Source organism: Klebsiella sp. PL-2018 (assembly GCF_019048985.1).
Lineage (GTDB): Bacteria > Pseudomonadota > Gammaproteobacteria > Enterobacterales > Enterobacteriaceae > Klebsiella > Klebsiella michiganensis.
The window spans coordinates 5,625,619-5,649,882 of the sequence record NZ_CP077673.1; the positions used below are offsets into that span (position 1 = coordinate 5,625,619).

A 24,264-nucleotide genomic window follows, 5' to 3' on the forward strand; every position below is an offset into this window, starting at 1 on the left:
AATTCTCTTTTTAGTTTCCTCAATTACGTTATTTCACACTGTGATTGAGAGAATCCACAAACGTGCGCCAGGTCGCAAAAACAATAGAACAACGCCCTCACTTCGCTGCTTACGCCACGAGAGATCAATGAAATACGATGAGAACTAATTATTAAAGTACGATCGCGGTCATAAATTAACAAATAAACAAAATTTCATAACGGCAAAATAAGCATAGATAATTGCCAGCGCTCCTTTCCGCGTTAAAAATCTGCTACGTATCAGGCCGTTTATTTTTATCGTTCGTCTTATCCTGCACTTTACAAAAAAGGTGTTATTATTATGAAGATAAAGAACCTTTGCCTAACGCTCTGTGCTTCACTCCTCCTCACCAGCCTGTCGGGCATTGCGAAAGAAGTCAAAATTGGCATGGCGATTGACGACCTGCGCCTTGAGCGCTGGCAAAAAGATCGCGATATTTTTGTCAATAAAGCTGAATCATTAGGTGCAAAAGTATTCGTCCAGTCAGCCAATGGCAACGAAGAAACGCAAATGTCGCAAATCGAAAATATGATTAATCGCGGCGTCGACGTTCTGGTTATTATTCCCTATAACGGTCAGGTGCTGAGTAATGTGATAAAAGAGGCTAAACAGGAGGGAATTAAAGTTCTCGCCTACGATCGTCTCATCAATAATGCCGACATTGATTTCTATATTTCGTTTAATAATGAGAAAGTTGGCGAAATGCAGGCGCAAAGCCTGGTCAATAAAGTGCCTCAGGGCAACTATTTCTTAATGGGCGGCTCGCCGGTAGACAATAACGCCAAGCTTTTCCGCGCCGGCCAAATGAAAGTTCTTAAGCCCTATATTGATGAAGGAAAAATTAAGGTCGTCGGCGATCAGTGGGTCGACGGATGGCTGCCAGAAAATGCGCTGAAGATTATGGAAAACGCCCTGACCGCCAACAATAACAAAATTGATGCGGTCGTCGCCTCTAACGATGCCACCGCCGGCGGCGCCATTCAGGCGTTAAGTGCCCAGGGGCTCGCAGGCAAAGTGGCGATTTCCGGCCAGGATGCCGACCTCGCCGGCGTGAAGCGCATTATCGCTGGCACTCAGACGATGACCGTTTACAAACCGATCGCTGACCTTGCCACCACCGCAGCAGAGATCGCCGTCGAACTGGGCAACGATAAACAGCCGAAGGCCGACGCCACGCTCAACAACGGCCTCAAAGATGTGCCTTCCCGGCTGCTGACGCCCATTGAGGTCAATAAAGACAACATTGACCAGACGGTGATCAAAGACGGTTTCCACAAAAAAAGCGAGCTGTAATCTCTGACGCCCTCTCCCGGGGGCGTTGCCCCATCCAGCCGGATATCGCTTATGTGGAGTCTCTATGTCCTGGTTACTCGAAATGAAAAACATTACTAAAACCTTCGGTACGGTGAAGGCGATTGATAATGTCAGTCTGCGGCTTAACGCCGGAGAAGTGGTCTCGCTGTGCGGCGAAAACGGCTCCGGTAAATCCACGCTCATGAAGGTCCTTTGCGGAATATATCCGCACGGTAGCTATGAGGGAGAGATTATTTTTTCCGGGGAAACGTTGCGGCCGGGCCATATACGCGATACCGAGCGCAAAGGGATTGCCATCATTCATCAGGAGCTGGCGCTGGTAAAACATCTGACCGTTCTGGAGAATATTTTTCTCGGCGCGGAGATCTCCCGCCACGGTCTGCTGGATTACGAAACCATGACCTTACGCTGCGAAAAGCTGCTGGCCCAGGTCAATTTAGCCATATCACCCGATACCCGCGTCGGCGATTTGGGCCTTGGCCAGCAGCAGCTGGTCGAAATAGCAAAAGCGCTGAATAAACAGGTACGGTTGTTAATTCTCGACGAACCCACCGCCTCGTTAACGGAACAGGAGACGGCAATTCTGCTGAATATTATTCGCGATCTGCAAAATCACGGTATTGCCTGTATTTACATTTCCCACAAGCTCAATGAAGTCAAAGCCATCTCCGACACCATCTGCGTGATCCGCGATGGGCAGCATATCGGTACCCGTAACGCTGACGGCATGAACGAAGATGACATTATCACCATGATGGTCGGCCGCGAGCTTACCGCCCTCTATCCGAGCGAAGCCCACAGCTGCGGCGAGGAAATCCTGCGGGTGGAAAACCTGACGGCCTGGCACCCGGTGAATCGCCATATTAAGCGGGTCAATGACGTCTCCTTTTCGCTGCGGCGCGGTGAAATACTGGGGATCGCCGGGCTGGTCGGCGCGGGCCGTACCGAAGCGGTCCAGTGCCTGTTCGGCGTCTGGCCGGGCCGCTGGCAGGGAAAAATCTTTATTGATGGCCAGCAGGTGACGATTCACAGCTGTCAGCAGGCTATTGCGCAGGGCATCGCCATGGTACCGGAAGACAGAAAGAAAGACGGTATTGTGCCGGTCATGGCGGTGGGTAAAAACATCACCCTCGCCGCGTTAAACCAGTTTACCGGTCCGCTGAGCAGCCTTGACGATGCCGGAGAGCAGCACTGTATTCAGCAATCCATCCAGCGTTTGAAGATCAAAACCTCATCGCCGGAGCTGGCGATCGGTCGCCTGAGCGGCGGCAATCAGCAAAAGGCGATCCTCGCCCGCTGCCTGCTGCTGAACCCGCGCATTCTGATACTCGATGAGCCCACCCGCGGCATCGACATCGGCGCCAAGTACGAAATCTACAAGCTGATTAATCAGCTGGTGCAGCAGGGGATCGCCGTCATTGTCATTTCATCCGAACTACCCGAAGTGCTGGGGCTAAGCGACCGGGTGCTGGTGATGCATGAAGGTAAATTGAAGGCTAATTTGATCAACCAGGGCCTGACCCAGGAACAGGTGATGGAAGCCGCACTGAGGAGCGAACGCCATGTCGAAGAACACGTCGTCTGAAATGAAACTCACCCCACCTGCCGCTGGCGCGCTATCGGGGCTGAAGGGGATGAACCTCCAGGTATTCGTGATGATCGCCGCTATCGTGGCCATTATGCTGTTTTTCACCTGGACCACCGAAGGCGCTTATCTGAGCGCGCGTAATATCTCCAACCTGCTGCGCCAGACCGCCATTACCGGCATTCTCGCGGTCGGCATGGTGTTTGTGATTATTTCCGCCGAGATCGATCTCTCCGTCGGCTCAATGATGGGGCTGCTCGGCGGCGCAGCGGCAATATTTGATGTCTGGCTGGGCTGGCCGCTACCGCTGACCATTGTGGTCACCCTGGCGCTTGGCCTGCTGCTGGGGGCCTGGAACGGTTGGTGGGTTGCCTATCGTAAAGTCCCCTCGTTTATCGTGACGCTCGCCGGCATGCTGGCATTTCGCGGTATTTTGATAGGCATTACCAACGGGACCACCGTCTCTCCCACCAGCCCGGCGATGTCGCAAATCGGCCAGAGCTATCTGCCTGATGGCATTGGCTTTGGTATCGGCGTGGCGGGCATGGCGGCCTTTATCATCTGGCAGTGGCGCGGCCGTATGCGACGTCAGGCTCTCGGCCTCTCCACGCCCGCCTCCGCTTCAGCCGTTGGCCGCCAGACGATTACCGCCGTTATTGTGCTGGGCGCCATCTGGCTGTTAAACGACTATCGCGGCGTCCCGACGCCGGTACTGATTCTCACCGCGCTGCTGCTGGCGGGCATGTTTATGGCCACCCGTACCGCGTTTGGGCGCCGCATCTACGCCATCGGCGGCAACCTGGAGGCCGCGCGTCTATCCGGCATCAGCGTGGAACGCACCAAGCTGGCGGTGTTCGCCATTAATGGCCTGATGGTGGCGATTGCCGGGTTGATTCTCAGCTCGCGTCTTGGCGCCGGTTCCCCTTCCGCCGGCAACATCGCCGAACTGGACGCCATCGCCGCCTGCGTGATCGGCGGTACCAGCCTCGCCGGCGGCGTCGGCAGCGTCGCGGGCGCGGTCATGGGCGCTTTTATCATGTCCGCGCTGGACAACGGCATGAGCATGATGGACGTCGCCACCTTCTGGCAGTACATCGTTAAAGGGGTCATTTTATTGCTCGCGGTATGGATGGATTCCGCCACGAAACGCCGAAGCTGAGGGCTGTGAAAAAAAATGCCCGAATTATTTGCGCTACCGCCAAACTTAGGCACAAGTAGCTTGAAAAAATCCGGGCATTGGCCGGTATTGTATGGCCTGCAAGAGAGACCAGGAACAACACTATGTTTGAAAAGCGTCACCGTATTACGCTGTTATTCAATGCCAACAAAGCCTACGATCGCCAGGTCGTTGAGGGCGTCGGCGAATATTTACAAGCATCGCAACTGGAATGGGATATCTTCATTGAGGAAGATTTTCGGGCACGAATTGAAAACATCAAAGAGTGGTTAGGCGACGGCGTTATTGCCGATTACGACGACCCGGAAATTGAAAACCTGCTGATCGACGTGAATGTTCCGATTGTCGGCGTCGGCGGCTCCTTCCACCGCCCGGAGTGCTATCCGCCGGTTCACTATATCGCCACCGACAACGCCGCGCTGGTTGAGAGCGCCTTCCTGCATCTGAAGGAAAAAGGCATTAACCGCTTCGCCTTTTACGGCCTGCCCGCTTCCAGCTGTAAAGGCTGGGCCGCCGAGCGCGAACACGCGTTTTGCCAGCTGGTCGCCAGAGAGAAATATCGCGGCGTGGTCTATCAGGGGCTCGAGACGGCGCCGGAAAACTGGCAGCACGCGCAAAACCGCCTCGCCGACTGGCTGCAAACCCTGCCGCCGCAAACCGGCATCATCGCCGTTACCGACGCCCGCGCGCGCCACGTATTACAGGCCTGCGAGCGGCTGCATATCCCCGTCCCGGAAAAGCTGTGCGTTATCGGCATAGATAACGAAGAGCTTACCCGCTACCTGTCGCGCGTGGCGCTCTCCTCCGTTGCGCAGGGCACCCGTCAGATGGGCTACCAGGCGGCAAAGCTGCTGCATCGCCTGCTGGAGAATGAAGAGCTGCCGCTTCAGCGTCAGCTTATCCCGCCGATGCGCGTGGTAGAACGCCGCTCCACCGACTACCGTTCGCTCACTGATCCTTCGGTCATTCAGGCGATGCACTATATCCGTAACCACGCCTGTAAAGGGATTAAAGTTGAGCAGGTGCTGGACGCCGTGGGGATTTCCCGCTCGAATCTGGAAAAGCGCTTCAAAGAGGAAGTCGGCGAAACCATTCATACGGTGATCCACAGCGAGAAGCTGGAAAAAGCGCGCAGTCTGCTGGTATCAACCACCCTATCGATTAACGAAATCTCCCAGATGTGCGGCTATCCATCGCTGCAGTATTTCTATTCGGTGTTTAAGAAAGAGTACGACGTGACGCCGAAGGAGTACCGCGACCGGCACAGCGAAGTCATGATGTAGCGCGCAAAGAAAAATGCCCGGGCTTACGCACCGGGCATCAATGATGACATGTAAGAGCAATTACATGTGCGCGGCTATCAACCGCTGGTTATCCTGATACATCGCGAAGAGATAGTTGTTATAGCTCGACCCTTTGGTCGAATAGCCCTTCAGCTTATGAATCATCGTGCTGGCGGTCACTTCCTGATCGGCTTTACGCAGCTGCGCACGCGATTTACGGAACGACGAGTAGGCCGGATGCGTATTCAGATTTCGGACATAGGCCTGAACGGACTCTTCCACCGAATCAAACTGGGAGTAGCCCTTCACCGCACCGCGGCAGTTTCCACCGCCACACTTCATACCAAATAAATTGTTGTTCACCCGCGCCAGCTTTGACGTTCCCCAGCCGCTTTCCGCCGCTGCCATGGTAGCGACCATGCTATTCGGGATAATGTCGACGCGCTCAAGCAGCGAGTTCCATGGAATATGGCGAGTATTGCCGGACCACTTCACTTTATAACGAGAGGCGATCTCTTTCAGCCGCGTACGCTCGCTCGGCGACCAGCGCGCATCGTACTGCTTGGAAACAAGCCAGTTACGATCGGCGGTAATCACCTGATTCTGTTTCGTAATGTAAGGCATTACCGTCCGGAGAAACGCTTTTTTCCTTGGTGTCCCGGAAGGGTATTTTCGCAAATCAGGAAGTGAACTGCTCTTTACACTATTGCGAGAATACTCTTGTTTACTGCTTACCTTGCTTACTTTAACGGTGTTTTTCTTCTTAACTATTGGGGCTTTATGACTCGTTGTTGCTGTGTGTGTTGTTGCCAGCACACTACCTGAAAATATGCAGGTAAGTAACATGAGTATCGCGGCCCCATATCGTCGAATGGGAGTCGATATCATTAGGTCTCCTGGTCGGATGCAATCATTCCAACGCCTTGTTTTTCACAAAAAATCGATAGTTGAATCGCGAATAGTATCAAAAATACCCAGATGACGCACCCACAGAAATAGTCCAATTCCGAAAAGCTGTCATCTGAAATCGGTTTCCGCCCCATGACAACAGTACAAAAATGCGACAACCCTCGCATTTTTTGCTTGTTTTTTGAACGCGATCACTCACCCTTTTTCATCCTCCCTGGAAAAGCGCCGGTGGGATGAGTTCATTAGACAGCCAGACGCGCAAACTGAACAAAAAACCGCACACAGGACTCCGGAATGAAACTCGCTGCGCTTGCGTCGCTGCTGTTGCCTGGGATGGCCTTCGCCGCCTGGACTACCGCAGATTTCCCCGCCTTTACCGAAGAAGGCACCGGCAGATTTATCAGTCAAAACGAGGTAGCAAAGGGTACGCGCCCTCTGCGGATTAATTTTGACCAACAGTGCTGGCAGCCTGCCGGTGCGATCAAGCTCTACCAGATGCTGTCTATGGAGCCTTGCCGCGATCCGGCGCCGCAGTGGCGCGTATTCCGCGATGGCCGCTATACCCTGGAAGTCGATACCCGTTCAGGTACGCCAACCATGATGGTCTCTCTGGAGGAGAAACAGACCGCCGCCGCCGCGCCGCAGATGAAGCAGTGTCCGAAATGGGATGGCAAGCCGCTTACCATTGACGTCAGCAAATCCTTCGCCGAAGGCAGTAAAGTTCGCGATTTCTACAGCGGTAATATCGCGACCGTCAGCGGCGGTAAAGTTACCCTCCAGCCGGCGTTTAACAGCAATGGTCTGCTGCTGCTTGAACGCGCGGAAACGGAAGCCGCCGCGCCGTTCAACTGGCATAACGCCACCGTCTATTTCGTGCTGACCGATCGCTTTGTCAACGGCAACCCGGCCAACGACAATAGCTATGGCCGCCACAAAGACGGCATGCAGGAAATTGGCACCTTCCACGGCGGCGACCTGCAGGGCCTGACCAGCAAACTGGATTACATCCAGCAGCTCGGCGTTAACGCGCTCTGGATCAGTTCGCCGCTGGAACAAATCCACGGCTGGGTCGGCGGCGGTACGAAAGGCGATTTCCCGCACTACGCCTATCACGGCTATTACACCCAGGACTGGACGAAGCTGGACGCCAATATGGGAACGGAAGACGATCTGCGCCGCCTCGTCGATGAGGCCCACAAGCGCGGGATCCGCATTCTGTTCGACGTGGTGATGAACCATACCGGCTACGCGACCCTGGCCGATATGCAGGAGTTTCAGTTTGGCTCGCTGTACATCCAGGGTGATGAGCTGAAAAAGACCCTCGGAGAGCGCTGGACCGACTGGAAGCCCCGCGCGGGACAAAGCTGGCACAGCTTTAACGACTACATTAACTTCAGCGACAAAGCCGGTTGGGAAAAATGGTGGGGTAAAAAGTGGATCCGCACCGATATTGGCGATTACGACAACCCTGGATTTGATGACCTGACGATGTCGCTGGCTTTCCTGCCGGATCTGAAAACCGAATCCACGGCGCCATCCGGCCTGCCAAACATCTATCGCCATAAGCCGGATACCGCGGCCAAAGCGATCCCCGGCTATACGCCGCGCGATTATCTGACCCACTGGCTGAGCCAATGGGTGCGCGACTACGGCATCGACGGCTTCCGCGTCGATACCGCCAAGCACGTCGAGCAGGCCGCCTGGCTGCAGTTAAAAACCCAGGCCACTGAAGCGCTGGCGGAATGGAAAAAAGCCAATCCGGATAAAGCGCTGGATAACGCGCCGTTCTGGATGACCGGCGAGGCCTGGGGCCACGGCGTGATGCAGAGCGACTACTATCGCCACGGTTTTGACGCAATGCTGAATTTTGATTATCAGGATCAGGCTGCGAAAGCGACAAGCTGCCTGGCGAATATCGACCTGACCTGGCAACATATGGCAGAGAAGCTTCAGGATTTCAATGTGTTAAGCTATCTTTCCTCGCACGATACCAGCCTGTTCCGCGAAGGCGGCAGCACGGCGGCGGAATTGCTGCTGCTCGCGCCTGGCGCAGTGCAGATCTTCTACGGCGATGAATCCTCGCGGCCGTTCGGCCCGACCGGCTCCGATCCGCTGCAGGGGACGCGCTCAGATATGAACTGGCAGGACGTCAACGGCAAAGCCGCGCGCAGCGTGACCCACTGGGAGAAACTGGGCCAGTTCCGCGCCCGTCATCCGGCGATTGGCATGGGTAAACAAACCACCCTATCGATGGCGAAAGGCTACGGCTTTATTCGCGAGACCGGCGATGACAAAGTGATGGTGGTATGGGCAGGTCAGCAGTAGCCTTCTGACCCAAGGCTCCCCTGACACTCGGGGGAGCCGCTTCAGAACAAAAATCCAAAATATCTTCCTTTAGCAGCATAAAAACAAAATATCTCACTGATACCTCGATTTGCACCCTGTCTGCGCTGGCGTTATGGTTACCCACTTTCCTGGAATACCGACAGACTAATCGCGATGACATTTTCACTTTTTGGCGACAAATTTACCCGTCATTCGGGCATCACCCGCTTGATGGAAGACCTCAATGACGGCCTACGTACCCCGGGCGCCATCATGCTGGGCGGCGGCAATCCCGCGCAGATTCCGGAAATGAATGATTACTTCCATAGCCTGCTGGCCGACATGCTGAACAGCGGCAAAGCCCTTGATGCGCTTTGTAATTATGACGGTCCTCAGGGTAAAAGCGAGCTGCTGGCCCTGCTGGCGCAGATGCTGCGTGATGAACTGGGTTGGGAGATCGAACCACAGAATATTGCACTGACAAACGGCAGTCAGAGCGCGTTTTTCTACTTGTTTAACCTCTTCGCAGGCCGTCGCGCGGATGGAACCACCCGTAAAGTGCTGTTTCCGTTGACGCCCGAGTACATCGGCTACGCCGATGCCGGCCTTGAAGAAGATCTGTTTGTCGCCACTCGCCCGAACATTGAGCTGCTGCCGGAAGGCCAGTTTAAATACCACGTGGATTTCGAACATTTGCAGGTCACGGACGAGACGGGAATGATCTGCGTTTCCCGCCCCACCAACCCGACGGGCAACGTGATCACCGACGATGAGCTGATCAAGCTGGATGCGCTGGCCAACCAGCACGGCATCCCGTTGGTGATTGATAACGCCTACGGCGTTCCGTTCCCGGGGATTATTTTCAGCGACGCCAGGCCGCTGTGGAATCCGAATATCGTGCTGTGCATGAGCCTCTCCAAGCTGGGCCTGCCGGGTAGCCGCTGCGGGATTATCATCGCTAACGAAAAAATCATCACCGCCATCAGCAATATGAACGGCATTATCAGCCTCGCCCCCGGCGGAATGGGGCCGGCCATGATGTGCGAGATGATTAAACGCAACGATCTTCTGCGCCTGTCGGAAACGGTGATTAAGCCGTTCTACTACCAGCGCGTTCAGGAGACTATCGCCATTATTCGCCGCTATTTGCCGGAAGATCGCTGCCTGATTCATAAACCGGAAGGCGCGATTTTTCTCTGGCTATGGTTTAAGGATCTGCCGATTTCTACCGAGCTGCTGTACCAGCGCCTGAAAAAGCGCGGCGTTCTGATGGTGCCGGGCGACTATTTCTTCCCTGGCCTGGATAAGCCGTGGCCGCACACGCATCAGTGCATGCGCATGAACTATGTGCCGGACCCGGAGAAGATTGAAGCAGGCGTGAAGATTCTCGCCGAAGAAGTTGAACGCGCATGGGGTGAACAGGGCGCGTAAACGGGCGCCAGAATCCTGAATAATCCAGATATATTCCCGGCTCGCGCTGCGCTCAGCCGGGCTACAGGCTTCAAGCGTTCTGCGGACAGACAGCCCGGACAAGGCGCGCCAGCGCCGCCTCCGGGAACACGCCGTAAGAAGGCATCATCGCTACATCGCCAGCGCCATCCGCTGGCGACGTTCAGCGGCTATTCTCTCCAGCTCCATCGGTTCGATGCAGCGCAGCGCCTGCGTCGGGCATGCCGCCACGCAGGCCGGGCCTTCTTCCCGATGGCTGCACAAATCGCACTTCAGCGCCTGTACGCCCTCCTCCACCCGCATCACCGTCATCGCGCCATAGGGGCACGCCACCATGCAGCTTTTGCAGCCGATACAGCGGCGCTGATCCACGCGCCAGACCGAATTTTCCCGGCGGATAGCGCCCTCGGGGCAGACGTTGGCGCAGGGCGCATCTTCACACTGGCGGCAAAGCGTCGCCGTCGAGAGTTCGTCATTTTTCACCACGCGGATCCGCGGCGCAAAGCGCATGGCGGAAACGCCAGAACAGTCCTGGTCCCGCTGATGGGATACCACGCAGGCGACTTCACAGGTACGGCAGCCGATGCACTTTTGCGCATCCGCGATAATAAACCGGTTCATCCTTGCTCCACTGGGGATAAAAATGCAGAGTGCCAGAAAAAACCGCTTCCGCGCCTTGATCCTGAATGGAGTCAGCGGCGTTTTCTCTCAGATGCCCGGGACAATTTGGTCATCTGCCTTACCCTTCCCGCACGGAAAAGCCCAGTTCGCGGGAAATCGCCTCTGCCGTATCGCGCAGCGGCTTGAGTAAATTCTTCTCTCCTACCTGCTTGAGGCGCGATGTTGATAAGGAGATAGAAATGGCATAAGGCACGCGTCCATGAATATCGAAAACCGGGACCGCCAGGCAGGACACGCCCAACTCGTTCTCTTCCCTGTCCATCGCCATATTACGCTCGCGGATCTGCGCCAGCTCATCATGCATCGCAGGTAAGCCTGTAATGGTATTCCGGGTCAGCGGCTGAATAATATCCTGGTGTGAATTCCAGTAGCTCTCAACGTAGTCAGGATGGCCAAACGCCATATAAATCTTGCCCATTGCCGAGCAGTACAGCGGCATATGCTGGCCAATATAGGCGCGCGTACGCAGCATGCCGGTGGTCGGCTCCAGCTTATAAATCAGGATAGCGTGGTCATCTTCACGGCTAGAGAAGTTCACCGTCTCGCCGGTGGCCAGGTTGAGCGCCTCAAGATGCGGCGCCGCGACGTGGATGATATTGAGCGACGACAAAGCCTTTTGGCCAACGGCGATAAACTTTGTCGTCAGACGATAGCTCCCCGCCGCCGGGGCTGGCGTCACGTAGCCGCAGGATTGCAGCCCCTGCAATAAGCGATGAACGGTGCTTTTGTTCAGGCCCGCCAGTTCCGACAGATGCGCCAGCGGGCATCCGTTTGGGTAATTACTCAGGATCTCAATCAGCATCAACCCACGAAAAAGGCTCTGGCTTCCGGCAGGCCTCTCTTTGTCTTGCGTTACATCGCTCTCTTTTGTGCCCATCGTTTCCGCTCCCCGTTTTTGTCGCGTTCAGATGGTAGCGCAAAGTGTGTTTCAGTTCACGATCTGAACCAAAAAAACACAACTTTATGATTTTTATGATTTTTAAAAATAACGCTGCCCGTTGATCTGATAAAAATTGATCGCTATATTTGAAATCAGATTTCGTATAGTGAAATTTAGAGATAAAAAAGCGATCAACTCTGACCAGGGAAACAGGAATGAAAGTAACGTTTGAGCAGTTAAAAGAGGCATTCAATCGAGTACTGCTGGCGCGGGGTATCGCCGCAGAAACCGCCGATGCCTGCGCAGAAATGTTTGCCCGCACCACCGAATCCGGCGTCTATTCTCACGGCGTGAACCGCTTTCCTCGCTTCATCCAGCAGCTGGACAACGGCGACATCATCCCCGAGGCTAAACCGCAGCGGGTGACCAGCCTCGGCGCCATCGAGCAGTGGGATGCCCAGCGCTCCATCGGCAACCTGACGGCGAAAAAGATGATGGACCGGGCCATCGAACTGGCTTCCGATCACGGTATCGGCCTGGTGGCGTTACGTAACGCCAACCACTGGATGCGCGGCGGCAGCTATGGCTGGCAGGCGGCGGAAAAAGGCTACATCGGCATCTGCTGGACCAACTCCATCGCCGTTATGCCGCCATGGGGCGCTAAGGAGTGCCGTATCGGTACCAATCCGCTGATCGTCGCCATTCCGTCAACGCCGATCACCATGGTGGATATGTCGATGTCGATGTTCTCCTACGGCATGCTGGAAGTTAACCGCCTTGCCGGCCGCGAGCTGCCCGTGGACGGCGGATTCGACGATGAAGGTCATTTGACCAAAGAACCGGGGGTTATCGAGAAAAACCGCCGTATTTTGCCGATGGGCTACTGGAAAGGTTCCGGCCTGTCGATCGTGCTGGATATGATTGCCACCCTGCTTTCCAACGGCTCTTCCGTTGCCGAAGTGACTCAGGAAAACAGCGATGAATATGGCGTTTCGCAGATCTTCATCGCCATAGAAGTGGATAAGCTGATCGATGGCGCAACCCGCGACGCCAAGCTGCAGCGAATTATGGATTTCATCACCACCGCCGAACGCGCCGATGAAAATGTGGCGGTCCGCCTGCCCGGCCATGAATTTACCCGACTGCTGGATGAAAACCGCCGCAACGGTATTACCGTCGATGACAGCGTATGGGCCAAAATTCAGGCGCTGTAAGGAGCTCACCCATGATTTTTGGCCATATTGCTCAACCGAATCCGTGTCGTCTGCCCGCGGCCATTGAACAGGCGCTTGATTTCCTGCGCACGACGGATTTTCACGCGCTGGAACCCGGCGTCGTGGAAATCGACGGCAAGAACATCTTCGCGCAGGTTATTGACTTAACCACCCGCGATGCCGCTGACAATCGTCCGGAGGTTCACCGTCGCTATCTGGATATCCAGTTTCTGGCGTGGGGTGAAGAAAAAATCGGTATCGCCATTGATGCCGGCAATAATCAAATCAGCGAATCGTTGTTAGAACAGCGCGATATTATTTTCTATCACGACAGCGAACATGAATCGTTCTTTGAAATGACGCCAGGCAACTATGCGATATTTTTCCCGCAAGATGTGCATCGTCCTGGATGTAATAAAACTGTAGCCACCCCGATCCGCAAAATAGTCGTTAAGGTCGCTATTTCAGTTTTATAATAAGGAGCACAAAATGAATTCGAATAATACCGGTTACATTATCGGTGCGTACCCCTGTGCACCCTCATTTCACCAAAAGAGTGAAGAGGAAGAGACGGAATTCTGGCGGCAGCTCTCCGACACCCCGGATATTCGCGGGCTGGAGCAACCCTGCCTTGAACATCTTCATCCGCTCGGCGACGAGTGGTTATTGCGCCATACCCCGGGACACTGGCAGATTGTCGTTACCGCCATCATGGAAACCATGCGCCGCCGCGGTGAAAACGGCGGCTTTGGGCTGGCATCCAGCAACGAAGAGCAGCGCAAAGCCTGCGTGGAGTACTATCGTCACCTGCAGCAGAAGATCGCTAAAATCAATGGTAAGACCGCCGGAAAGGTCATTGCCCTTGAGCTTCACGCCGCCCCGCTGGCGGGCAATGCCAACGTGGATCAGGCTACCGATGCCTTTGCCCGTTCATTAAAAGAGATTACCCGCTGGGACTGGTCCTGCGAGCTGGTGCTGGAGCACTGCGACGCGATGACCGGCACCGCGCCGCGCAAAGGATTTTTGCCGTTAGAAAACGTGCTGGAAGCCATTGCCGACTACGACATCAGCATCTGTATCAACTGGGCGCGCTCTGCCATTGAAGGGCGGAATACCGTTCTACCGCTCACCCATACGCAGCAGGCAAAACGGGCAGGGAAGCTCGGCGCGCTGATGTTTTCCGGCACGACGCAAACCGGCGAGTACGGCGAATGGCAGGATTTACACGCGCCGTTCGCGCCTTTCTGCCCGCAGAGCCTGATGACCACCGACCACGCTCGTGAATTATTTGCCTGCGCAGGAGCCGATCCCCTGCAATTCTCAGGTATCAAATTACTGGAAATCACTGCCAGCGCAAACGTTGACCATCGCATCGCGATATTACGCGACGGCATCTCAGCGCTAAAACAAGCACAATAATAATAACCACCTTCATCGCCAGAATATTTTTTAATATTACGAGACTATAAAGATGAATATAACCTCTAACTCTACACCCAAAGATATACCGCGCCAGCGCTGGTTAAGAATTATTCCCCCAATACTGATCACCTGTATTATTCCTTATATGGACCGGGTCAATATTGCCTTTGCCATGCCCGGCGGCATGGACGCCGACTTAGGTATTTCCGCCACCATGGCGGGGCTGGCGGGCGGTATTTTCTTTATCGGTTATCTATTTTTACAGGTTCCCGGCGGGAAAATTGCCGTTCACGGCAGCGGTAAGAAATTTATCGGCTGGTCGCTGGTCGCCTGGGCGGTTATCTCCGTGCTGACGGGGTTAATTACCAATCAGTACCAGCTGCTGGCCCTGCGCTTCTTACTAGGCGTGGCGGAAGGCGGCATGCTGCCGGTCGTTCTCACCATGATCAGTAACTGGTTCCCTGATGCGGAACGCGGTCGCGCCAACGCGATTGTCATTATGTTCGTGCCGATTGCCGGGATTATCACCGCCCCGCTCTCAGGCTGGATTATCACGGTTCTCGACTGGCGCTGGCTGTTTATTATCGAAGGTTTGCTCTCGCTGGTTGTTTTGGTTCTGTGGACCTACACCATCTATGACCGGCCGCAGGAAGCGCGCTGGATCTCTAAAGCAGAGCAGAACTATCTGGTCGAGACGCTGGCCGCAGAGCAACGGGCCATTGCCGGCACCGAGGTGAAAAACGCCTCTCTGAGCGCCGTTCTCTCCGACAAAACCATGTGGCAGCTTATCGCCCTGAACTTCTTCTACCAGACCGGCATTTACGGCTACACCCTGTGGCTGCCCACCATTCTGAAAGAATTAACCCACAGCAGCATGGGGCAGGTCGGGATGCTCGCCATTCTGCCGTACGTCGGCGCCATTGCCGGGATGTTCCTGTTCTCTTCTCTTTCAGACCGAACCGGTAAACGCAAGCTGTTCGTCTGCCTGCCGCTGATTGGCTTCGCTCTGTGCATGTTCCTGTCGGTGGCGCTGAAAAATCAAATATGGCTCTCCTATGCCGCGCTGGTCGGCTGCGGATTCTTCCTGCAATCGGCGGCTGGCGTGTTCTGGACCATCCCGGCACGTCTGTTCAGCGCTGAAATGGCGGGCGGCGCGCGCGGGGTTATCAACGCGCTTGGCAACCTCGGCGGATTTTGTGGCCCTTATGCGGTCGGGGTTCTGATCACGCTGTACAGCAAAGACGCCGGCGTTTATTGCCTGGCGATCTCCCTGGCGCTGGCCGCGCTGATGGCGCTACTGCTGCCGGCGAAATGCGATGCCGGTGCTGCGCCGGTAAAGACGATAAACCCACATAAACGCACTGCGTAAAATCGAGCCCGGCGGCGCTGCGCCTGCCGGGTCTGCGAAATATGCCGGGTCCTCCCGGCAAGAATGAGATGCGAAAGATGAGCAAGAAACAGGCCTTCTGGCTGGGTATTGATTGTGGCGGCACGTATCTGAAAGCCGGTTTATATGATGCCGAAGGTCATGAACATGGCATTGTGCGGCAAGCGCTACAGACGATGTCGCCCCTGCCGGGTTACGCCGAACGCGACATGCATCAGCTCTGGCAACACTGCGCGGCAACCATTGCCGGACTATTACAACGGGCAGGGGTATCCGGTGAACAGATTAAAGGCGTGGGCATCTCCGCTCAGGGTAAGGGTCTCTTTCTCCTCGATAAGCAGGATCGGCCGCTGGGTAACGCCATCCTCTCGTCCGATCGTCGGGCGCTGAATATCGTTCAGCGCTGGCAGCGAGACCGAATTCCCGAACGGCTCTATCCCGTTACCCGCCAGACGCTATGGACCGGGCATCCGGCTTCTCTGCTGCGCTGGGTCAAAGAGAATGACCCCCAGCGCTACGCGCAAATTGGCTGCGTGATGATGGGGCATGACTATCTGCGCTGGTGCTTAACCGGCGTGAAAGGCTGCGAGGAGAGCAACATCTCCGAGTCCAACCTCTACAACATGTTCACGGGCCAGTACGACCCGTGTCTGACCCAATGGCTGGGGATCGGCGAAGTGGATAGCGCGCTGCCCCCCGTTGTAGGGTCAGCCGAAATATGCGGGGAGATCACCGCTCAGGCAGCCGCTTTAACCGGTCTGGCGGCGGGTACTCCCGTCGTTGGCGGCCTGTTTGACGTGGTCTCCACCGCCCTTTGCGCCGGGATTGAGGATGAGTCGACCCTCAATGCGGTGATGGGGACCTGGGCCGTCACCAGCGGTATCGCTCACGGTCTGCGCGAACATGAGGCCCACCCTTACGTCTATGGCCGCTACGTCAATGACGGCCAGTATATCGTTCACGAAGCCAGCCCGACCTCATCCGGCAACCTCGAATGGTTTACCGCTCAGTGGGGCGATCTCTCGTTTGATGAGATCAATCAGGCCGTAGACAGTTTGCCGAAAGCCGGGAGCGAGCTGTTTTTTCTGCCGTTTCTCTACGGCAGCAACGCCGGGCTGGAGATGACCTGCGGCTTTTACGGCATGCAGGCGCTGCATACCCGCGCGCACCTGCTGCAGGCGGTTTATGAAGGCGTGGTATTCAGCCATATGACCCATCTCAACCGTATGCGCGAACGCTTTACAAGCGTTCAGGCCCTGCGCGTCACCGGCGGCCCGGCGCACTCCGACGTCTGGATGCAAATGCTGGCGGACGTCAGCGGCTTACGCGTTGAACTGCCGCAGGTGGAAGAGACCGGCTGCTTTGGCGCTGCCCTCGCGGCGCGCGTCGGCACTGGCGTATACCGCAGCTTTAGCGAAGCCCGGCGCGCCCGGCAGCACCCGGTACGCACGCTGCTGCCCGATATGACCGCCCACGCGCGCTATCAGCGCAAATACCGCCACTACCAGGATTTGATTGAAGCACTACAGGGCTATCACGCCCGTATTAAGGAGCACGCATTATGAGCCGACCATTACTGCAGCTGGCGCTGGACCACACCAGCCTTCAGGCTGCGCAGCGCGATGTCGCCCTGCTACAGGATCACGTTGATATCGTGGAGGCGGGGACCATCCTCTGTTTGACCGAGGGGCTTAACGCAGTTACAGCCCTGCGCGCCCAGTGTCCGCAGAAGATCATCGTCGCCGACTGGAAAGTCGCCGACGCCGGTGAAACCCTGGCGCAGCAGGCCTTTGGCGCTGGCGCCAACTGGATGACCATCATCTGCGCTGCGCCGCTCGCTACGGTCGAGAAAGGCCACGCCGTGGCCCAGGCCTGCGGCGGTGAAATTCAGATGGAGCTGTTCGGCAACTGGACGCTGGATGACGCCCGCGCCTGGTACCGTACCGGCGTCCATCAGGCGATTTACCATCGCGGACGCGATGCCCAGGCCAGCGGGCAGCAGTGGGGGGAGGCGGATCTGGCGCGCATGAAAGCGCTCTCCGACATTGGCCTTGAGCTATCGATCACCGGCGGGATTACCCCGGCCGATCTACCGCTGTTCAAGGATATCAACGTCAAAGCGTTTATTGCCGGGCGCGCGCTGGCAGGCGCTGCCCATCCGGCACGGGTTGCCGCCGAATTCCACGCGCAAATCGACGCTATCTGGGGAGAACAGCATGCGTAACCACCCGTTAGGTATTTATGAAAAAGCGCTGGCGAAGGATCTCAGCTGGCCTGAACGGCTGGTGCTGGCCAAAAGCTGCGGTTTTGATTTTGTCGAAATGTCGGTGGACGAGACCGACGAACGCCTTTCGCGCCTGGAGTGGACATCGGCCCAGCGGGCATCTCTGGTGAGCGCGATGCTGGAAACCGGCGTCGCTATTCCCTCAATGTGCCTGTCCGCCCATCGCCGTTTCCCCTTTGGCAGCCGCGACGAGGCGGTACGCGAGCGGGCGCGGGAGATTATGACTAAAGCCATCCGCCTGGCGCGCGATCTGGGGATTCGTACTATTCAGCTGGCGGGTTACGATGTCTATTACGAAGAGCACGATGAAGGCACCCGGCAGCGTTTTGCCGAAGGGCTGGCCTGGGCGGTAGAACAGGCCGCCGCCGCGCAGGTGATGCTGGCGGTGGAGATCATGGACACCGCCTTTATGAACTCCATCAGCAAATGGAAAAAGTGGGACGAGAGGCTTTCGTCACCGTGGTTTACCGTCTATCCGGACGTCGGCAACCTCAGCGCCTGGGGGAACGACGTCACCGCCGAGCTGAAACTGGGTATCGATCGTATCGCCGCCATCCACCTGAAGGACACGCTGCCCGTGACCGACGATAGCCCGGGCCAGTTCCGCGACGTGCCGTTCGGTGAAGGATGCGTTGATTTTGTCGGCATCTTTAAGACGCTGCATGAGCTGAACTACCGCGGTTCGTTTCTGATTGAGATGTGGACGGAGAAGGCCAGCGAACCGGTGCTGGAGATTATCCAGGCCCGGCGCTGGATTGAATCACGGATGCAGGAAGGAGGTTTCACATGTTAGAGCAACTGAAAGCCGAGGTGCTGGCGGCAAACCTGGCGCTCCCGGCGCACCGGCTGGTCACCTTTACCTGGGGCAACGTCAGCGCGGTGGATGAAACGCGCCGTCTGATGGTCATTAAGCCCTCCGGCGTCGAATATGAGGTGATGACCGCCGACGATATGGTGGTCGTAGAGATCGCCAGCGGTAAGATCGTTGAAGGCGCTAAAAAACCCTCTTCGGATACGCCAACGCATCTGGCCCTTTATCGTCGCTATCCGCAGATCGGCGGGATCGTGCATACCCACTCCCGCCATGCGACGATCTGGTCGCAGGCCGGTCTCGATCTCCCCGCCTGGGGCACCACCCACGCCGACTATTTTTATGGCGCCATCCCCTGCACCCGGCCGATGACCGTTGAGGAGATTAACGGGGAGTATGAGTATCAGACCGGCGAAGTGATTATCAAAACCTTTGAACAGCGCGGTCTGGATCCGGCGCAAATCCCGGCGGTATTAGTCCATTCGCACGGCCCGTTTGCCTGGGGTAAAGATGCGGCCGACGCCGTACATAACGCCGTGGTACTTGAAGAGTGCGCCTATATGGGCCTGTTCTCGCGCCAGCTGGCGCCACAGCTGGCGGATATGCAGTCTGAACTGCTCGATAAACACTACCTGCGTAAACACGGCGCGAATGCCTATTACGGGCAAAACTAACACCGCGGGACTCCCGGATGGCGGCTAACGCCTTATCCGGGCTACCGGCGGTCTGCGGTCTCGTAGCCCGGGCAGGCGCTTTGCGCCGCCCCCGGGGGAAGCGTGCAGGATGTTGCAGAACTTTCCCGGAGGCGATGCTGCGCATCTGTCCGGGCTACGCGTCCCCGGCGGTCTGCAGTCCCGTAGCCCGGGCAGGCGCTTTGCGCCGCCCCCGGGGGAAGCGTGCAGGATGTTGCAGAATTTTCCCGGAGGCGATGCTGCGCATCTGTCCGGGCTACGCATCCCCGGCGGGAAAACCCATCAACCCTACGCCGAATTAATATGTTCCTTGCAGTAACGACGCTTCCACGCCGCGGGCGTCAGGCTGGTATGCTTACGGAAAATCTTGCGAAAATAGCCGACATCGTTAAATCCGCATTTCATCGCCACCTCGGTGAGCGACAGGGAATCGCTGATAAGCAGCTTTTCCGCCGCCCTCACCCGCTGACGGTGCAGCGCTTCGGTTAAGGTCAGCCGGAAAACATGGCGATAAATCCGCCCCAGATAATCGGCGTTGCAGTGCAGCTCCTGCGCCAGCGTGGATGCGGAAAGGGGCAAATGAAACCGGGTACGAATGATTTGCTGCGCTCTCCACACCAGCGCATTGCCGGGGCTGTCGGCGGGCTGTTCGCCCGCTGCCGCCGAAACTTGCTGCAGAATCAGCAGCAGGATCAGCTCCAGCGCCACGCTACGATGAATATTTTCCTGCTCGCGTAAGAATTGGCGGAACAACGAAATAATATACTGCGGCTCGCTGACGCGCGTGTGCTGCGGAATCGACAGCAGCGCCTCAGGCAGCGAAACGTTTTCGCCTGAGGTCACTTCAAAATGCAGCCAGTAGAATTTTAAATCTGCCGGAAATTGCCCGATTCCGACGTGTAAACGCCGCGGCCAGAGCAATAAACTTTCCCCGGCGTTGACGCTAAAAATCTCGTTGTTTTCGCGGATCGTTAATGTTCCTTTTTCCACAAAGATTATTTCCCAGGAGTGAAGCTGACGAGCCGGATGGCTGCCGATGCCTCGGGAAATAAACAATCCACCATTTTGCACCTTAATCGGAAGTGACATGGACAATTCAAGCATAGACATTCAATATTCCGCTTTTAATAGCATTAATAACCCCTGTCACCTTTGATTATTCACGATAAAATAGTTGTCTGCTGGATCAAAATCACATTTTTACCATCAGGTCGGAATCGTCCTCTTTTTATACTTTTTCCTTCCCTTGTTGCCCCCAACATTTAGTGCAGAATAAATAACGTAATTTGCAAATAACACAATTAAAGCCCGCACTTCAGCGGGATATTATTCGCACATCATCTCCGGGAGTTATTTATGACTTCGGCTCCGATTACCACAACTGATTTGGCACAGCGTGCCCAGGACGACAAATTATCCCTTCGGGAAAAAATAGGCTACGGATTGGGCGACGCGGGCGGGACGGTGATTACCTGCCTGATCATGAACTTTTTAACTTTTTTCTATACCGATGTCTTCGGCCTGACGCCCGCGCTGGTCGGGACCCTGTTTCTGGCCCTGCGCGTTTTCGACGCCGTTTCCGACCCGATTATGGGCGTGCTGGCCGACCGTACCCAGAGCCGCTGGGGACGCTTTCGTCCCTGGCAGCTGTGGATTGCCGTGCCGATCGGCGTTATCGGCGTCCTGACGTTTACCGTGCCCGACGCCAGCATGGGGGTAAAAATCGCCTGGGCGTTCGGCACCTATCTGCTGCTGTCGGTGAGCTACACCGCGATAAACGTCCCCTACTGCGCGCTGATCAACACGATGACCACGCGTCATAGCGAGGTTATCTCGTGCCAGGCATGGCGCTTTGTCCTGTGCGGCGTGGCGGGATTCTTAGTCTCCGTTGGGCTGCCGTGGATGGTAAAAGCGCTCGGCCAGGGCGATACCGCACAGGGGTATCAGTACGGCGTCGGCGTACTCTGCGCCATCGCGGTAGCGATGTTCCTGTGCTGCTTCTTCTGGGTTCGCGAACGCGTCTCGCTGGATGTCATGGGGAAATTTACCCTGCGCGAGCACATCGCCGGGCTGCGTAAAAACGACCAGCTGCTGCTGATGCTGGTGATGTCATTTCTGCTCATCAACGTCTTCAATATCCGCGGCGGCGGCTACATGTACTTCATCACCTACGTGCTGGGCGGCTCTACCGGCTACACCTCGCTATTCTTCACCATGGTAACCTTCGCCTCGATTGCGGGCTCCGTCATCATCAACCTGCTCTCGCGCCGCTTTGATACCGTTAAACTCTACTACTACACCAACCTGGTGCTGGCCGCGCTGGCCGTGGCGATGTGGTTTTTGCCAACCGGGCAGGCGTACCAGATCCTGTGGCTGGTCGTCATTCTCGGCAACGGCATTATTCTCGGCTTTACCCTGCCGCTGCACTTTTCGCTGATGGCCTTCTCCGACGACTACGGCGAATGGAAAACCGGCGTGCGTTCTTCCGGGATGAACTTCGCCTTTAACCTGTTCTTTATCAAGCTGGCGTGGGCCTCCAGCGCCGGCATTATCAGCCTCGTGTTTATCTACGTGGCCTATCAGCCGGGCGTGGAAAACCAAACGGCATCATCACTGGCGGGTATCGCCTCCATGGAGACCCTGCTGCCCGCCCTGTTCCATCTGCTGCTGGCCCTTTCCATTCGCGCCTGCAAGCTCAACAATCCGATGATGGCGCGCATCGCCAGCGATCTGCGTACGCGTCATGTTCAGCCTTAAGGAGTCCGCCATGTCTGTTATGGAAGTCGATCTGCACAAACTGAAAATCAACGACCCGTTCCTCGGCCAGTACCAGCAGCTGGTGCGCGATGTGGTGATCCCTTATCAGTGGGATGCGCTTAACGACCGTATCGAGGAGGCGGACCCGAGCCATGCGATAGAGAACTTCCGCATCGCCGCCGGGCGACAGGAGGGCGAATTCTACGGCATGGTCTTTCAGGACAGCGACGTGGCGAAATGGCTGGAGGCGGTGGCCTGGTCGCTGTGTCAGAAGCCGGACGCCGGGCTGGAAAAAACCGCCGATGAGGTGATTGAACTGGTCGCGGCCGCCCAGTGTGAAGATGGCTATCTGAATACATATTTCACGGTCAAAGCGCCAGAGGAGCGCTGGACCAACCTCGCCGAATGCCACGAACTGTACTGCGCCGGGCACATGATTGAAGCGGGTGTCGCCTTCTTCCAGGCCACCGGCAAACGTCGTCTGCTGGATGTCGTCTGCCGCCTCGCCGACCACATCGATAGCGTGTTTGGCCCCGGAGATAACCAGCTGCACGGCTACCCTGGCCATCCGGAAATCGAGCTGGCGTTAATGCGCCTGTATGACGTCACTCAGGAGCCGCGCTATATCGCGCTGGTGAAGTACTTCGTTGAGGCGCGCGGAACGCAGCCGCATTTTTACGATATCGAATATGAGAAGCGCGGCAAAACCTCCTACTGGAACACCTACGGTCCGGCGTGGATGGTGATGGATAAACCCTACAGCCAGGCGCATCAGCCGATTTCCGAACAACCGGTCGCCATCGGCCACGCGGTGCGTTTCGTCTATCTGATGACCGGCGTTGCCCACCTCGCCCGTTTAAGTCAGGACGAGGGCAAGCGCCGGGATTGCCTGCGCCTGTGGAAAAATATGGCCCGGCGTCAGCTGTATATCACCGGCGGAATCGGTTCGCAGAGCAGCGGGGAGGCCTTCAGCAGCGACTATGACCTGCCAAACGACACGGTCTATGCCGAAAGCTGTGCTTCCATTGGCCTGATGATGTTTGCCCGCCGGATGCTGGAGATGGAAGCCGACAGCCAATATGCCGACGTGATGGAGCGCGCGCTGTATAACACCGTGCTGGGTGGAATGGCGCTCGACGGCAAGCACTTCTTCTACGTCAATCCGCTGGAAGTGCATCCAAAATCCTCAAAATTCAACCATATTTACGATCACGTTAAGCCCGTCCGTCAGCGCTGGTTCGGCTGCGCCTGCTGTCCGCCGAATATCGCACGGGTGCTGACCTCGCTGGGGCACTATATCTACACGCCGCACGGCGACGTCCTGTACATCAACCTGTATGTCGGCAACAGCGTGGAGATCCCGGTGGGCAATGAGGCGCTACGCCTGCGCATCAGCGGCAACTATCCGTGGCAGGAACAGGTGAAGATAGTCATCGATTCATCTTCACCGGTTAATCATACCCTGGCGCTGCGTCTGCCGGACTGGTGCGATAAGCCGCAGGTCACGCTCAACGGCGCGCCGGTTACGCAGGACGTGCGCAAAGGGTATCTGCACATCAGCCATCTCTGGCAGGAGGGCGACACGCTACAGTTAACCCTGCCGATGCCGGTGCGCCGCATTTACGGTAACCCGCTGGTGCGCCACCAGGCAGGCCAGGTCGCCGTCCAGCGCGGTCCGCTGGTTTACTGCCTGGAGCAGGCGGATAACGGCGAGCAATTGCATAACCTGCAGCTGCCGCGCGACGCCCGGTTTAGCACTGTCGAAGGCAAAGGGATTTTTGCCCGCAAGATACTTCTCCAGGCGCCGGGCTATAAGCAAACGGCGGAAGATGCCGAAAACCAGGCCCTATGGCACTATGACCGCGCGCCGTCCTCCCGTCAGCCGCAAGTATTAACCTTTATTCCGTGGTTTAGCTGGGCCAACCGCGGCGAAGGCGAGATGCGCATCTGGGTGAACGAAGCGGAAGCGTAAATGTGAGTGTGAGCATTCCCCGGTGGCGCTGCGCTTACCGGGGCTACAAGGTTTGTGCGTTATCGTAGCCCGGGTAAGGCGTTCACGCCGCGACCCGGGAC

Annotated in this window: 20 protein-coding genes; 16 read left to right on the forward strand and 4 right to left on the reverse strand. The window is 56.5% G+C overall.

The window, feature by feature from the left end; all coding sequences use genetic code 11:
• Positions 1-321 precede the first annotated feature (321 nt).
• The 4 genes from xylF to xylR all read left to right on the forward strand — a co-directional run bounded on the left by xylF (position 322) and on the right by xylR (position 5,380).
• Positions 322-1,314: a D-xylose ABC transporter substrate-binding protein gene (gene xylF / locus MKleb_RS26550; protein ID WP_014227205.1), complete on the forward strand. Its 993-nt coding sequence runs from the start codon at positions 322-324 to the stop codon at positions 1,312-1,314.
• Positions 1,315-1,378: 64 nt separating this feature from the next.
• A complete protein-coding gene (locus MKleb_RS26555; protein WP_004855381.1) occupies positions 1,379-2,920 on the forward strand; it encodes a xylose ABC transporter ATP-binding protein in 1,542 nt (513 codons plus the stop codon).
• Complete coding sequence (gene xylH, locus MKleb_RS26560; protein WP_025106782.1) at positions 2,898-4,079, forward strand: xylose ABC transporter permease XylH; 1,182 nt, start codon at positions 2,898-2,900, stop codon at positions 4,077-4,079. The genes MKleb_RS26555 and xylH overlap by 23 nt, the downstream gene beginning before the upstream one ends.
• A 122-nt stretch (positions 4,080-4,201) precedes the next feature.
• A complete protein-coding gene (xylR, locus tag MKleb_RS26565; RefSeq protein WP_004126484.1) occupies positions 4,202-5,380 on the forward strand; it encodes a D-xylose utilization transcriptional activator XylR in 1,179 nt (392 codons plus the stop codon).
• A gap of 60 nt (positions 5,381-5,440) precedes the next feature.
• Here the strand turns inward: xylR and MKleb_RS26570 are convergent, their stop codons facing one another.
• A complete protein-coding gene (locus MKleb_RS26570) occupies positions 5,441-6,268 on the reverse strand; it encodes a protein bax (protein ID WP_071998083.1) in 828 nt (275 codons plus the stop codon).
• Between the two features lie 315 nt (positions 6,269-6,583).
• On the opposite strand from MKleb_RS26570, the gene MKleb_RS26575 reads away from it, so the two are divergent.
• Together MKleb_RS26575 and avtA are read left to right on the forward strand one after the other, a co-directional pair.
• On the forward strand, positions 6,584-8,614 hold the full coding sequence (locus MKleb_RS26575; RefSeq protein WP_025106781.1) for an alpha-amylase: 2,031 nt from the start codon (positions 6,584-6,586) through the stop codon (positions 8,612-8,614).
• A gap of 174 nt (positions 8,615-8,788) precedes the next feature.
• A complete protein-coding gene (gene avtA, locus MKleb_RS26580) occupies positions 8,789-10,045 on the forward strand; it encodes a valine--pyruvate transaminase (protein WP_025106780.1) in 1,257 nt (418 codons plus the stop codon).
• 150 nt (positions 10,046-10,195) lie between these two features.
• Here the strand turns inward: avtA and MKleb_RS26585 are convergent, their stop codons facing one another.
• Together MKleb_RS26585 and yiaJ are read right to left on the reverse strand one after the other, a co-directional pair.
• The gene (locus MKleb_RS26585; protein WP_025106779.1) at positions 10,196-10,684 is read right to left on the reverse strand and encodes a 4Fe-4S dicluster domain-containing protein; all 489 of its coding nucleotides are present in this window, start codon (positions 10,682-10,684) and stop codon (positions 10,196-10,198) included.
• Positions 10,685-10,802: 118 nt separating this feature from the next.
• The gene (yiaJ, locus tag MKleb_RS26590) at positions 10,803-11,621 is read right to left on the reverse strand and encodes an IclR family transcriptional regulator YiaJ (RefSeq protein WP_014839765.1); all 819 of its coding nucleotides are present in this window, start codon (positions 11,619-11,621) and stop codon (positions 10,803-10,805) included.
• A gap of 218 nt (positions 11,622-11,839) precedes the next feature.
• Here yiaJ and yiaK point away from each other — a divergent pair, with 218 nt between their 5' ends.
• The 8 genes from yiaK (at position 11,840) to araD (ending at position 19,416) form a co-directional block, all read left to right on the forward strand.
• Positions 11,840-12,838, forward strand: a complete 999-nt coding sequence (gene yiaK, locus MKleb_RS26595; RefSeq protein ID WP_014839766.1) for a 3-dehydro-L-gulonate 2-dehydrogenase — start codon at positions 11,840-11,842, stop codon at positions 12,836-12,838.
• Between the two features lie 11 nt (positions 12,839-12,849).
• On the forward strand, positions 12,850-13,314 hold the full coding sequence (locus MKleb_RS26600; RefSeq protein WP_025106778.1) for a YhcH/YjgK/YiaL family protein: 465 nt from the start codon (positions 12,850-12,852) through the stop codon (positions 13,312-13,314).
• A 13-nt stretch (positions 13,315-13,327) separates the two neighbouring features.
• Positions 13,328-14,257 (forward strand): DUF4862 family protein, encoded by a 930-nt coding sequence (locus MKleb_RS26605; protein ID WP_025106777.1) that lies wholly within the window; start codon positions 13,328-13,330, stop codon positions 14,255-14,257.
• Positions 14,258-14,309: 52 nt separating this feature from the next.
• A complete protein-coding gene (locus MKleb_RS26610; protein ID WP_217076366.1) occupies positions 14,310-15,629 on the forward strand; it encodes an MFS transporter in 1,320 nt (439 codons plus the stop codon).
• Between the two features lie 77 nt (positions 15,630-15,706).
• Entirely contained in the window at positions 15,707-17,212 is a 1,506-nt protein-coding gene (locus tag MKleb_RS26615) for an FGGY-family carbohydrate kinase (protein ID WP_025106776.1), read from the forward strand.
• Complete coding sequence (gene ulaD, locus MKleb_RS26620; protein ID WP_025106775.1) at positions 17,209-17,871, forward strand: 3-keto-L-gulonate-6-phosphate decarboxylase UlaD; 663 nt, start codon at positions 17,209-17,211, stop codon at positions 17,869-17,871. The genes MKleb_RS26615 and ulaD overlap by 4 nt, the downstream gene beginning before the upstream one ends.
• Positions 17,864-18,724, forward strand: a complete 861-nt coding sequence (locus MKleb_RS26625) for an L-ribulose-5-phosphate 3-epimerase (protein ID WP_009653713.1) — start codon at positions 17,864-17,866, stop codon at positions 18,722-18,724. Before ulaD ends, MKleb_RS26625 begins: the two co-directional genes overlap by 8 nt.
• Positions 18,718-19,416 carry an L-ribulose-5-phosphate 4-epimerase gene (gene araD, locus MKleb_RS26630; RefSeq protein ID WP_025106774.1) on the forward strand — a complete coding sequence of 233 codons (699 nt, stop codon included), beginning with the start codon at positions 18,718-18,720 and terminating at the stop codon, positions 19,414-19,416. Before MKleb_RS26625 ends, araD begins: the two co-directional genes overlap by 7 nt.
• Positions 19,417-19,722: 306 nt before the next feature.
• Here araD and MKleb_RS26635 read toward each other — a convergent pair whose 3' ends face one another.
• Positions 19,723-20,538: a helix-turn-helix domain-containing protein gene (locus MKleb_RS26635; protein ID WP_025106773.1), complete on the reverse strand. Its 816-nt coding sequence runs from the start codon at positions 20,536-20,538 to the stop codon at positions 19,723-19,725.
• 252 nt (positions 20,539-20,790) lie between these two features.
• Here MKleb_RS26635 and MKleb_RS26640 point away from each other — a divergent pair, with 252 nt between their 5' ends.
• The gene (locus MKleb_RS26640) at positions 20,791-22,191 is read left to right on the forward strand and encodes an MFS transporter (protein WP_025106772.1); all 1,401 of its coding nucleotides are present in this window, start codon (positions 20,791-20,793) and stop codon (positions 22,189-22,191) included.
• 10 nt (positions 22,192-22,201) lie between these two features.
• The gene (locus MKleb_RS26645; RefSeq protein WP_217076368.1) at positions 22,202-24,163 is read left to right on the forward strand and encodes a glycoside hydrolase family 127 protein; all 1,962 of its coding nucleotides are present in this window, start codon (positions 22,202-22,204) and stop codon (positions 24,161-24,163) included.
• The last annotated feature ends 101 nt before the right edge of the window (positions 24,164-24,264 follow it).

Excerpts from the sequence above, each read along its gene's own strand:
- xylF (WP_014227205.1), top strand. The coding sequence starts at position 322 with ATGAAGATAAAGAACCTTTGCCTAACGCTCTGTGCTTCACTCCTCCTC.
- MKleb_RS26555 (WP_004855381.1), top strand. The coding sequence starts at position 1,379 with ATGTCCTGGTTACTCGAAATGAAAAACATTACTAAAACCTTCGGTACG.
- xylH (WP_025106782.1), top strand. The coding sequence starts at position 2,898 with ATGTCGAAGAACACGTCGTCTGAAATGAAACTCACCCCACCTGCCGCT.
- xylR (WP_004126484.1), top strand. The coding sequence starts at position 4,202 with ATGTTTGAAAAGCGTCACCGTATTACGCTGTTATTCAATGCCAACAAA.
- MKleb_RS26570 (WP_071998083.1), bottom strand. The coding sequence starts at position 6,268 with ATGATATCGACTCCCATTCGACGATATGGGGCCGCGATACTCATGTTA.
- MKleb_RS26575 (WP_025106781.1), top strand. The coding sequence starts at position 6,584 with ATGAAACTCGCTGCGCTTGCGTCGCTGCTGTTGCCTGGGATGGCCTTC.
- avtA (WP_025106780.1), top strand. The coding sequence starts at position 8,789 with ATGACATTTTCACTTTTTGGCGACAAATTTACCCGTCATTCGGGCATC.
- MKleb_RS26585 (WP_025106779.1), bottom strand. The coding sequence starts at position 10,684 with ATGAACCGGTTTATTATCGCGGATGCGCAAAAGTGCATCGGCTGCCGT.
- yiaJ (WP_014839765.1), bottom strand. The coding sequence starts at position 11,621 with ATGGGCACAAAAGAGAGCGATGTAACGCAAGACAAAGAGAGGCCTGCC.
- yiaK (WP_014839766.1), top strand. The coding sequence starts at position 11,840 with ATGAAAGTAACGTTTGAGCAGTTAAAAGAGGCATTCAATCGAGTACTG.
- MKleb_RS26600 (WP_025106778.1), top strand. The coding sequence starts at position 12,850 with ATGATTTTTGGCCATATTGCTCAACCGAATCCGTGTCGTCTGCCCGCG.
- MKleb_RS26605 (WP_025106777.1), top strand. The coding sequence starts at position 13,328 with ATGAATTCGAATAATACCGGTTACATTATCGGTGCGTACCCCTGTGCA.
- MKleb_RS26610 (WP_217076366.1), top strand. The coding sequence starts at position 14,310 with ATGAATATAACCTCTAACTCTACACCCAAAGATATACCGCGCCAGCGC.
- MKleb_RS26615 (WP_025106776.1), top strand. The coding sequence starts at position 15,707 with ATGAGCAAGAAACAGGCCTTCTGGCTGGGTATTGATTGTGGCGGCACG.
- ulaD (WP_025106775.1), top strand. The coding sequence starts at position 17,209 with ATGAGCCGACCATTACTGCAGCTGGCGCTGGACCACACCAGCCTTCAG.
- MKleb_RS26625 (WP_009653713.1), top strand. The coding sequence starts at position 17,864 with ATGCGTAACCACCCGTTAGGTATTTATGAAAAAGCGCTGGCGAAGGAT.
- araD (WP_025106774.1), top strand. The coding sequence starts at position 18,718 with ATGTTAGAGCAACTGAAAGCCGAGGTGCTGGCGGCAAACCTGGCGCTC.
- MKleb_RS26635 (WP_025106773.1), bottom strand. The coding sequence starts at position 20,538 with ATGCTTGAATTGTCCATGTCACTTCCGATTAAGGTGCAAAATGGTGGA.
- MKleb_RS26640 (WP_025106772.1), top strand. The coding sequence starts at position 20,791 with ATGACTTCGGCTCCGATTACCACAACTGATTTGGCACAGCGTGCCCAG.
- MKleb_RS26645 (WP_217076368.1), top strand. The coding sequence starts at position 22,202 with ATGTCTGTTATGGAAGTCGATCTGCACAAACTGAAAATCAACGACCCG.